At 73.1% G+C, this 10320-nt stretch carries 13 protein-coding genes; 1 reads left to right on the top strand and 12 read right to left on the bottom strand.

Features of this window, described 5'->3' with window-relative positions:
- The 9 genes from trpB to rpe form a co-directional block, all read right to left on the bottom strand.
- The coding region (gene trpB, locus ACE3O1_RS12900; RefSeq protein ID WP_374315669.1) for a tryptophan synthase subunit beta at positions 1–812 on the bottom strand (812 nt) is incomplete at its 3' end.
- Positions 809–1585: an indole-3-glycerol phosphate synthase TrpC gene (gene trpC / locus ACE3O1_RS12895; protein ID WP_374315667.1), complete on the bottom strand. Its 777-nt coding sequence runs from the start codon at positions 1583–1585 to the stop codon at positions 809–811. The genes trpC and trpB, both read right to left, overlap by 4 nt.
- A gap of 1 nt (position 1586) precedes the next feature.
- Positions 1587–1817: a DUF6704 family protein gene (locus ACE3O1_RS12890; protein WP_374315665.1), complete on the bottom strand. Its 231-nt coding sequence runs from the start codon at positions 1815–1817 to the stop codon at positions 1587–1589.
- Between the two features lie 31 nt (positions 1818–1848).
- Complete coding sequence (locus tag ACE3O1_RS12885; protein ID WP_374315663.1) at positions 1849–2454, bottom strand: Trp biosynthesis-associated membrane protein; 606 nt, start codon at positions 2452–2454, stop codon at positions 1849–1851.
- Positions 2451–2816, bottom strand: coding sequence for a phosphoribosyl-AMP cyclohydrolase (gene hisI / locus ACE3O1_RS12880; RefSeq protein ID WP_374315661.1), 366 nt, complete (start codon positions 2814–2816; stop codon positions 2451–2453). The genes ACE3O1_RS12885 and hisI overlap by 4 nt, the downstream gene beginning before the upstream one ends.
- Complete coding sequence (gene hisF, locus ACE3O1_RS12875; RefSeq protein WP_374315659.1) at positions 2813–3586, bottom strand: imidazole glycerol phosphate synthase subunit HisF; 774 nt, start codon at positions 3584–3586, stop codon at positions 2813–2815. Before hisF ends, hisI begins: the two co-directional genes overlap by 4 nt.
- The gene (gene hisG / locus ACE3O1_RS12870; RefSeq protein WP_374315657.1) at positions 3586–4428 is read right to left on the bottom strand and encodes an ATP phosphoribosyltransferase; all 843 of its coding nucleotides are present in this window, start codon (positions 4426–4428) and stop codon (positions 3586–3588) included. The genes hisF and hisG overlap by 1 nt, the downstream gene beginning before the upstream one ends.
- Positions 4429–4471: 43 nt before the next feature.
- Positions 4472–4735 (bottom strand): phosphoribosyl-ATP diphosphatase, encoded by a 264-nt coding sequence (locus tag ACE3O1_RS12865; protein ID WP_374315655.1) that lies wholly within the window; start codon positions 4733–4735, stop codon positions 4472–4474.
- 55 nt (positions 4736–4790) lie between these two features.
- A complete protein-coding gene (rpe, locus tag ACE3O1_RS12860) occupies positions 4791–5483 on the bottom strand; it encodes a ribulose-phosphate 3-epimerase (protein ID WP_374315653.1) in 693 nt (230 codons plus the stop codon).
- A gap of 20 nt (positions 5484–5503) precedes the next feature.
- On the opposite strand from rpe, the gene glsA reads away from it, so the two are divergent.
- A complete protein-coding gene (gene glsA, locus ACE3O1_RS12855; RefSeq protein ID WP_374315651.1) occupies positions 5504–6676 on the top strand; it encodes a glutaminase A in 1173 nt (390 codons plus the stop codon).
- A 9-nt stretch (positions 6677–6685) separates the two neighbouring features.
- Here the strand turns inward: glsA and ACE3O1_RS12850 are convergent, their stop codons facing one another.
- The 3 genes from ACE3O1_RS12850 to ACE3O1_RS12840 all read right to left on the bottom strand — a co-directional run.
- Positions 6686–8056 carry an RsmB/NOP family class I SAM-dependent RNA methyltransferase gene (locus ACE3O1_RS12850; RefSeq protein WP_374315649.1) on the bottom strand — a complete coding sequence of 457 codons (1371 nt, stop codon included), beginning with the start codon at positions 8054–8056 and terminating at the stop codon, positions 6686–6688.
- Complete coding sequence (gene fmt, locus ACE3O1_RS12845; protein ID WP_374315647.1) at positions 8053–8976, bottom strand: methionyl-tRNA formyltransferase; 924 nt, start codon at positions 8974–8976, stop codon at positions 8053–8055. The genes ACE3O1_RS12850 and fmt overlap by 4 nt, the downstream gene beginning before the upstream one ends.
- A gap of 8 nt (positions 8977–8984) precedes the next feature.
- On the bottom strand, positions 8985–10320 hold a 1336-nt coding region (locus tag ACE3O1_RS12840), incomplete at its 5' end, for a primosomal protein N' (RefSeq protein ID WP_374315645.1).

The raw sequence follows: 10320 nt of genomic DNA, 5'->3' as shown, positions 1-10320 counted from the left end.
GCGTGGCGCGGGGTGTCCACGCCGTCGCCGGCGGCCTCGACGCCGTAGAGCTTGACGCCCTCGTCGTCGAGGAACGCGTCGAACATGCCGATCGCATTGGATCCGCCGCCCACGCACGCCAGCACGGCGTCGGGCAGGCGCCCCGCCTCCTCGAGCAGCTGGGCCCGGGCTTCCTCGCTGATGACCTTCTGGAAGTCGCGCACCATCGCCGGGAAGGGATGCGGGCCCGCGGCCGTGCCGAAGATGTAGTTCGTCGTCTCCACGCTCGCGACCCAGTCGCGGTACGCGTCGTTGATCGCGTCCTTCAGAGTGCGCGAGCCGGTCTTCACCGGCACGACCTCCGCGCCGAGCAGGCGCATGCGGGCGACGTTGAGCGCCTGGCGCTCGGTGTCGACCTCGCCCATGTAGATGGTGCAGTCGAAGCCGAAGAGGGCCGCAGCGGTCGCCGTGGCGACACCGTGCTGGCCGGCGCCGGTCTCGGCGATCACCCGCGTCTTGCCGAGGCGCTGGGTGAGCAGCGCCTGGCCGAGGACGTTGTTGATCTTGTGCGAGCCGGTGTGGTTGAGGTCCTCGCGCTTGAGGAAGACCCGGGCACCGCCGGCGTGCGCGGCGAAGCGCGGCACTTCGGTGATGGGCGACGGGCGTCCGGCGTAGGAGTGCAGCAGGCGCACGAACTCGGCCTGGAACGCGGCATCCGCCTTCGCCGCCTCGTACTCCGCCGTGAGCTCGTCGATCGCGGCGATCAGCGACTCGGGCATGTACCGCCCGCCGAAGTCGCCGAAGAAGGGACCGGATGCCTCGCGAAGGCTCATGCGCCCGCCTCCAGGAACGATTTCAGGGTCGAGACCGGGTCGTTGGTCACGAGCGCCTCTCCGACGAGCACCACATCCGCCCCGGCTGCCCGGTAGTGGGCCACGTCGGCGGGGGCGAGGACGGCGGACTCGGCGACCTTGACGGCACCGGCGGGGATCCGGTCGGCCAGCCGGCCGAACAGGTCGCGGTCGAGCTCGAAGGTCGACAGGTCGCGCGCGTTGACGCCGATCAGCTTCGCGTCGAGGTCGGCCGCGCGATCGACCTCGGCGGCGGAGTGCGCCTCGACGAGCGGCGTCATGCCGAGATCGAGGATGAGCGCGTGCAGGCGGGCGAGCACGTCCTGCTCGAGCGCGGCGACGATGAGAAGTACGAGGTCGGCACCCGACGCGCGGGCCTCGAGCACCTGATACTCGTTGGCGATGAAGTCCTTGCGCAGCACCGGAAGCTCGACCGCGGAGCGGACGGCCTCGAGGTCGGCGAGGCTCCCCTTGAACCGGCGTCCCTCGGTGAGCACCGAGATGGCGGATGCTCCGCTCTCTTCGTACCGGAGGGCCTGCAGCGCAGGGTCGGGGATGTCGGCGAGATCGCCGCGGGACGGACTCGCGCGCTTGACCTCGGCGATGATCTTCACGCGGTCCGAGGGAGCGAGAGCGGCCAGGGCGTCACGGGCAGGCGACTGCGCGAGAGCCGCAGCCTCGACGGCCGCGAGCGGCCGCGCCGAGGCGCGGGCCTCGGCATCCTGAACCGCGCCGGCCGTGAGGTCGGCGAGCACGTCAGTGCTCTTTCGAGGCGTACTTCGGACCGTTGGCGCCGTAGCCGGCCTTGGCCATCACCCAGCCGACGATGGCGCCGACCACGAGGAGCGCGGCCGATGCCCACACGAGGATCGGCATGTCGAACCAGTAGAACAGCGTGCCGAGCGTGACCGCGACGAGCATGATCACGACGGCCGTCCAGGCGGCGGGCGAGTGTCCGTGGCCGGGGTCGCCGATGTGGTTGCTCATGGGGGTCCTCCAGGTGGTCGCGGGGATGTGGTCAGTCTAGCGGGCGGGTGGTGGGATCCTCGCCACGCGACAGGTCGTCCCACGAGTCGATGGCGTCGTGCGGCCGCGAGCCGGCGGCGGCGGCCCTCGGTGCGTCCTCGGTGCGGTAGCGGCGCCCCGTGCCTCCCCAGCGGTGCGCCGTCGCGAGCGTGAACGCTCCCGCGGCGAGCAGCACCACCGTGGTCACGAGCGTCACGGCCGGCCAGGGGGTGAGGGCGATCGACGCGACCAGGTCGGCGACCGCGCCCTCTCCGGTGATGCCGGTCGCCTCCGTGACCGTGGACGCGACCGCGCCGACGGGCTGGGCGAAGACGATCTGGGCCGTCAGCCAGCCGAGGACCACCGCGATGAGGACCGTCAGCGCCCCGAAGACGTACCGCAGGACCCGGCCGACGATCGAGAGGGCGCCGCCGAGTGCCAGGACGGCGAGTCCGAGAGGCGCGAGCACCGGGATCGCCGCGGCGCCCGCAACCTCGAGGGCGTGCGCCCCGCCGTCGTCGAGCACCGCGAGGAGCCACGTCTGCGTCGAGGAGATGACCGTCACCGCGCCGCACGCGACGAGGACGACGACGGCGAGCAGGCGCGCGCGCCGGATCACTCGGGGCGCTCCGGGCCGGCGACGGGCTCGAGATCGTCGGCGTCGAAGCACGTGCGGGTGCCGGTGTGGCACGCGGGACCGATCTGCTCGACCTCGAGCAGGACGGCGTCCCCGTCGCAGTCGAGCCGGGCTCCCCGCACGAGCTGGATGTTGCCGGACGTGTCGCCCTTGCGCCAGTACTCCTGGCGCGAGCGCGACCAGAACGTCACGCGGCCCTCGGTGAGCGTGCGGCGCAGGGCCTCGGCATCCATCCAGCCGAGCATGAGGACCTCGCGGGTGTCCCACTGCTGCACGATCGCCGCGACGAGGCCGTGGGCGTCGAACGAGACGCGATCGATGCGCGCCTGAACGGTCTCGGTCATGCCGCCACCTCCCGCACCTCGATGCCGCCGGCCGCCATCGCCCTCTTGACGTCTCCGACGGTCAGCTGCCCGGAGTGGAAGACGGATGCCGCGAGCACGGCGTCGGCGCCCGCTTCGACGGCGGGGCCGAAGTCCTCGGCGCTTCCGGCGCCCCCCGAGGCGATCACCGGGACGCTCGAGACCTCGCGCATGAGCGCGACGAGCTCGAGATCGAAGCCCTCCTTCGTCCCGTCGGCGTCGATGGAGTTCACGAGGAGCTCCCCCGCACCGCGCTCGATCGCCTCGCGGGCCCATTCGAGGGCGTCGAGGGTCGTCTCGGTGCGACCGCCGTGGGTCGTGACGACGAAGCCGGACTCCGTCCCGGGCGAGCGCTTGACGTCGAGCGAGAGCACGAGCACCTGGGCGCCGAACCGATCGGCGATCTCGTCCAGGAGCGCGGGGCGGGCGATCGCCGCGGAGTTCACGCCGATCTTGTCGGCCCCGACCGAGAGCAGCCGTGCCACGTCCTCGGCCGAGCGCACTCCCCCGCCCACGGTGAGGGGGATGAAGACCTGCTCCGCGGTGCGGCGCACGACGTCGTAGGTCGTCGAGCGCTCGTCGACGGTCGCGGTGACGTCGAGGAACGTGAGCTCGTCGGCGCCCTGGCGGAAGTACTCGCGAGCGAGCTCGACGGGGTCGCCCATGTCGCGCAGGTTCTCGAAGTTGACGCCCTTCACCACGCGGCCGGCGGCCACGTCGAGACACGGGATGACCCGGCAGACGAGGCTCATCACAGCCTCGCGTTGTGGATCGCCGTCACCAGGATCGCCCGCGCGCCGATCGAGTAGAGCGCGTCCATCACCTGATTGACGCCTGCACGCGGCACCATGACCCGAACGGCCACCCACGCGGGGTCGCGCAGCGGGGCGATCGTCGGCGACTCGATCCCGGGCGCGATGGCCACGGCGTCGTCGACGAGGTCGGCGGGAAGGTCGTAGTCGACCATGACGTAGCGGCGGGCCACCATCACCCCGCGCAGGCGGCGCAGCAGCGTGTCGGTGCCGTCCACGTCTGCGGGGCCGGCGATGAGGACGGCCTCGGACTCGAGGATGATCGGCCCGAAGATCTCCAGCCCCGCCTGTCGCAGGGTCGTGCCCGTCGACACCACGTCGGCGACGGCATCGGCCACCCCCAGGCGCACGGCCGACTCGACCGCGCCATCGAGGGGGACGAGGTCGACGGCGACGCCGTGGTCGTCCAGGAACCCGTCGACGAGGCCCGGATAGGCGGTGGCCACCCTCATGCCCTCGAGGTCCGCGACGCCGGCGAAGCGTCCGGGCGGTCCCGCGAAGCGGAACGTCGACCCGCCGAAGCCGAGCGCCTCGATCTCGCGGGCTCCCGGCATGCGGGCGTCCAGGAGCAGGTCGCGTCCGGTGATGCCGACATGGAGGGCACCGGACCCGACGTACGTCGCGATGTCCTTCGGGCGCAGATAGAAGAACTCGACCTCGTTCTGCGGGTCGATGACGTGGAGGTCCTTGGGATCGCGGCGGCCGGTGTACCCCGCCTCCGAGAGCATCTCGGTGGCGGTCTCGGCGAGCGAGCCCTTGTTCGGGACGGCGATGCGCAGCATGGCGGCGGGAGCTTTCGGTTCGAGGGCGGACGGGAGCGCGCGCTCAGAGATGTCGGTAGACGTCTTCGAGGCTCAGCCCCTTCGCGAGCATCAGCACCTGCAGGTGGTACAGCAGCTGCGAGATCTCCTCGGCTGCGGCATCCGTCGACTCGTACTCCGCCGCCATCCAGACCTCGGCGGCCTCTTCGACGATCTTCTTGCCGATCGCGTGCACGCCCGCGTCGAGCTGCGCGACCGTCCCCGATCCCGCGGGGCGCTCGGCCGCCTTCGCGGCGAGCTCGGCGAACAGCGCATCGAACGTCTTCACGGTTCCAGGTTAGCGGCCGGGTGGGATGCCTCGGCGCCGCGTGACGCCGCCGGGCTCAGTGCGCGTGCTGCGCGGCCGACGCGCGAAGACCGACGATCGCGGCCTCGGGGTCGCTCGCGCCGAAGACCGCGGAGCCCGCCACGAAGGTGTCCGCGCCCGCCTCGGACGCCTGGGCGATGGTCGCGGAGCTGATCCCTCCGTCGACCTGCAGCCACACCGACGAACCGCGTCGCTTCGCCTCGTCGGCGAGCCGTCGCAGCTTCGGCATCGTCTCGGGCATGAACGACTGCCCCCCGAAACCGGGCTCGACGGTCATCACGAGGATCTGGTCGAAGTCGTCCAGCAGATCCAGCAGTCCGTCGACGGGCGTCGCGGGCTTGACGGCCACGCCGGCGCGTGCGCCGATCGCACGCAGCCGCCGTGCCAGGGCGACCGGCTCGTTCGCCGCCTCGAGGTGGAAGGTGACCGAGGCGGCGCCCAGTTCGGCGTAGCCCGGAGCCCAGCGATCGGGATCGGCGATCATGAGGTGGACGTCCAGCGGCACGGGGCTCGTGGCCTGGATGCGCTCGACCATCTGCGGACCGAACGTGAGGTTCGGCACGAAGTGGTTGTCCATCACGTCGACGTGCACGAAGTCGGCCGCGGCGATGCGGGCGAGCTCGGCCTGCATGTTGACGAAGTCGGCCGCCAGGATGCTCGGATTGATGCGGATGCCGCCGTCGCGGCCGTTCTCGTCACGGAGGGGCACGCGTCCATTATGGTCGAGCCGTGGACCCCATCACGGAACTGCTCGCCGAGGTGCTCGAGGAGATCCGTCCGATCGACTCCGGGGCTCCTGCCGCCTACATCCCGGAGCTCGCGACCGCTGATCCCGACCTGCTGGCGTTCGCCGTGGTCGGCCCGCGCGGGCGCGTGCGATCGGTCGGCGACGATCGCGCGGAGTTCACCATCCAGTCGATCTCGAAACCGTTCGTGCTGGCCCTCGCCCTCGAGGAGCACGGCCTGGATGCGGTGCTGGGCCGAGTCGGCGCCGAGCCGAGCGGCGAGCCGTTCAACGCGATCAGCCTCGAACCGATCACGGGGCGGCCGGCGAATCCGATGATCAACGCCGGGGCGATCGCGACCTCGGCGCTCGTCCCCGGCGACGACGTCGAGCTGCGGACCGCACGCATCGCCGACCTGCTGTCGGCCTTCGCCGGACGGTCGCTGTGGGTGGACGAGGCGGTGTACTCGTCCGAGTCGCTGACGGGCGAGCGCAACCGCGCGCTGGCGCACCTGCTGAAGTCGCACGGCGTGATCGACGGACCCGTCGACGTCGCCGTCGAGACCTACTTCCGGCAGTGCTCGCTGCTCGTGAGCGTGCGCGACCTCGCGATCATGGCGGCGACGCTCGCCTTCGGCGGGGTCAATCCCGTGACCGGGGAGCGCGTCGTCGGCGAACGCGTCGCGCGCGACGTGCTGTCGATCATGTCGAGCTGCGGCATGTACGACTTCTCCGGCGAGTGGCTGCTGCGCGTGGGGCTGCCGGCGAAGAGCGGCGTCAGCGGCGGGCTGATGGCGGTCGCCCCGTCGCAGTTCGGCGTCGCCGCGTTCAGCCCGCGCCTGGATCAGCACGGCAACAGCGTGCGCGCCGTCGCGCTCGTGGAGGCGGCGTCGGAGCGATTCGGCATGCATCTGCTCGAACCGCACGAGAGCGTCGCCTCGCCGGCCATGACCATGCACGGCGACGACGCCGGACGCGTCGTGCGCCTGGGGGGCGAGCTCGGCTACGCCGGCGCGGAGCGGATCGTCGCGGTGCTCCGGGAGCTGTCCGAGGGCCTGCCCGCGGGAGAGCCGCTCACGGTCGACGCGCGTGAGCTCGGTCGCACCCACCCCGGGGCGCTTATCGCGCTGCGCGGCGAGTTCGCCGATCTGCCGGACTGGGTCTGGCTGAAGGAGTGAGGCGGCGCCTCACACCCGTCGCAGCAGCGAGATCGACATCGCGTCGGTGTTGTGACGGTGCGGCCACAGCTGCGCGCGCCCCGATCCGTCCGCCTGCGGCAGCAGGCCGGGGTCGGAGTCCGCGAGGGCGGTGAGCACGTCGCGGGCCGACACCTCCTCGAGGGCGGCGCCCCATTCGCGGCGCACCTCGGCCACGACGCCCGACGTCTCGGCCAGGTGCGGCGAGCACGTGACGTAGGCCACGACCCCGCCGGGAGTGAGCGCCGAGACGGCACCGGTGAGCAGCTCGCGCTGCAGCTCGGTCAGCTCCGGCACGTCGGCGGGCGCCTTGCGCCACCGCGCCTCGGGGCGCCGGCGCAGCGCGCCGAGGCCGGTGCACGGGGCGTCGACGAGGATGCGGTCGTACGTCTCGGGCGACTCGGCGGTGCGCACGCGTCCGTCCTGCTCCGTGACGGGAACGTCGAGGGGCACCCCGGCGAGGGCGTTGCGCACGAGTCCCGCACGAGCCGGGGAGATCTCGTTCGCCTCGAGGCGCGCGCCGTGCGCGAGCGCCTCGGCCGCCAGCAGCGCGGTCTTCCCGCCGGGTCCGGCGCACAGATCCAGCCAGCGCTCGCCCTTGCGGACGGGGAGCGCCCGCGTCAGTGCCAGAGCGGCGAGCTGCGAGCCCTCGTCCTGCACGCGGACCCGTCCGTCCGACTCGCGGATCGTCGCCTCGGGATCGCCGCCGGCGAGCCGGAAGCCGACGGGCGAGTACGGCGTCCGCCGCGCGTCATCGGGAACCTCGGCGAGCCCCGGGAGTGCGGTCATCGTCACTCGCGGCGATGCGTTGTCGGCGGTGAGGAGCGCCTCGAGCTCGTCGGCCCGGCCCTCCGCGGCCAGTGCGCGGCGGAAGGCGCGCACGATCCAGACCGGGTGAGAGAAGAGCAGGCCGAGCCGTTCGTCGTCGGAGCGCGCGCCCTCGGCGACCCGCGTCATCCAGTCGCCTGGAGTGTCGCGCGAGACCCGCCGCAGGACGGCGTTGGCGAAGCCGGCGGCGCCGCGACCCGCCGCGGAGCGCGCCAGCTCCACCGACTCGTTGACGGCCGCGTGCGAGGCCACGCGCGTCGAGAGCAGTTGATGCACGCCCAGCCGGAGCGCATCGAGCACGGCGGGGTCGATATCGGCGGTCCCGCGGTCGGCGGCGATCGCGATGACGGCGTCGTAGGTGCCCCGTCTGCGGAGGGTCCCGTAGGCGAGCTCGGTGGCCAGCGCCGCATCGGCGGAGGACAGCCCCGCCCGCGCGATCGCGGTGGGCAGCAGCAGATTCGCGTAGGCGTCCGATTCGTGGACGGCGCGCAGCGTGTCGTAGGCGACACGCCGTGACGCGGCGGCCCGGCTCACGATCCCGCCACCGGTTCGTCGGCTCGCAGGCCGCGCCACCAGTCCGCTGCCCGCATCGGGCCCTTTCCGGACGGCTGCACGGTGTCGAGGACGAGGGGCGCCGTCGCGGTGCCGACCAGGAGCTCGCGGCGATCCAGCGCCATCCGGCCGGGGGCCAGAGCCGGAGCATCCTCCGGCGCGGGATGCACCGCCAGCACCTTCACCCGGGCACCGTCGACGGTGGTGTGAGCGCCGGGTTCGGGGGTCACACCGCGGATGCGGCCGAGCACCGCGCCCTGCGGCTCGGCCCACCGGATCGCGCCGTCCTCGTCGCCGAGCTTGCCGGCGTACGTCGGCTCGCCCTCCTGGGGGTGGGCGAGGGCCGTTCCCGCTGCGATCGCATCGACGACGGACACCAGCAGGTCCGCGCCGTCTGCGGCGAGGGCGGAGAGGAGGTCTCCGGCGGTCGCGTCGGCCGGAATCGGATGGGCGCGCTCGGCGTACACCGCGCCGGCGTCGAGTTCCGGGACGAGGTGGAACACGCTCGCACCGGTCTGGGCATCCCCCGCGATCAGGGCGTGCTGCACCGGGGCGGCACCGCGCCACCGCGGCAGCAGCGAGAAGTGCAGGTTGATCCAGCCGTGGACCGGCGCCGACAGCAGCGGCTCCCGGACGAGGCCGCCGTATGCCACGATGACGCCGAGATCGGGTCGCAGCGCCATGACCCGCTCGGTCGCGTCGGCATCGAGCCGATCGGCGCGCAGCGTGTGCAGGCCGAGCTCTTCGGCGGCCGCGGCCACCGGCGACGGCGTCAGGACGCGCTTGCGCCCGAGAGGAGCGTCCCGTCGCGTGATGACCGCCGCGAGATCGTGATCGGATGCCGCGAGCCGGCGCAGGGACGGCACCGCCGGCTCCGGCGTACCGGCGAAGACGAGGCGCATGGGGCTCCTCACAGATCGAGATCGGGCACGTCGACCCGAACTTTCAGTGTATTGCGCACGCCTGCCGCGCGCCCCTTCGCGGGACGCCGGGCCTTGATGGCGTGAGTGACGACGGAGGCGCGCAGGCTCTCGGCGACGCGGGTGCCGAGCGCGTACTCGAACCGCACCAGCGCCCGGACGCCTTCTTCTCGAGGGAGGGGTCCGAGCACGGCTTCCCGATCGAGCTCGGGGACGGCGGTACGGAGGGCGGACAGCGCCGTCTCGACCGCGGCTCGCGGGCCGTCGACCGACGCGACACGCACGGTGGGCGGCATCCGCAACGGCGCGCGATCCGCGAGCTCCGCACGCGCGTAAGCGGCCTGCGTCCAGGTCGCGAGCGCCCGCGCAACCGGACCGGCGACGCCCACGAGGTGGACGGGCGCGTCGGGTGCGGCCAGGGCTGCGGCGTTGGACCACCAGCGCAGGCACGACTCGCCGATCCGAAGGTCCTCGGCCAGCAGCATCCGGTCGCCGTCCAGGAGGATGACCGCCCGGTAGCCGCCGGCGGCGATCGGCTCGGCGCCGCGCGTCGCGACCACGAGCGCGGGGCGGCCGTCGACCTGCGTGACGGGATGGTCGCCGTCGGCGACGATCACCCGGACGCCCGGGAAGGCGCGCCCGAGCTCGTCGGCGGTGCGCTCGCTCCCCGAGGAGGCCATGCGCAGCCGGGTCGACGAGCACTCCGGGCAGGTCCACCCGGCTGCCGTGCGCCCGCACCATGTGCACGTCGGCACTGCCCCCTGCCGGGCCGCGTGGAGCGGTCCGCCGCAGTGCGGACAGCGAGCCGGATGCCGGCACTCGGCGCACACGAGGACGGGGGCGTAGCCGGGCCGGGCCACCTGCACGAGCACCGGCCCGTGCGTGAGCGCCTCGCGGGCGGTCGCGAACGCGGCGGAGGGCACCCGCGCACCCCGGGACTCCCCCTCGCGGGTGGCGCTCAGCACCACGCGCGGGCTCGTCCGCCGGGCCGCCGTGACCTCCCGCACCCAGCCGACGGCGATCAGCCGCTCGACGTCGGTGGTGCGCGTGTGCCCGGCGAAGACCAGCGCCCCGCCGTCGAGCTCCTGGCGGAGCAGGGCCGCATCGCGTGCGTGCACCCCGGGGCTCAGCGGCTCGCCGAGCAGCGGATCGCCGTCGTCCCACACCGCGACCAGGCCCAGCTCGTGCACGGGCGCGTAGACGGCCGACCGGTTGCCGATGACGATGCACGGTGACGCCTCGAGCGTCCGCAGGAAGGCGGCGTAGAGCGCGGGCGAGCTCTGGCGCGAGTCGTCGCGCACTAGGGCGGCGTCGGGCACGCGTCCC

The sequence above is a fragment of the Microbacterium sp. genome, assembly GCF_041909575.1.
In the GTDB taxonomy this organism is placed as follows: Bacteria; Actinomycetota; Actinomycetes; order Actinomycetales; family Microbacteriaceae; genus Microbacterium.
The sequence above is the reverse complement of the archived record's forward strand: the minus strand, read 5'-3'. Positions and strand labels throughout refer to the sequence as shown.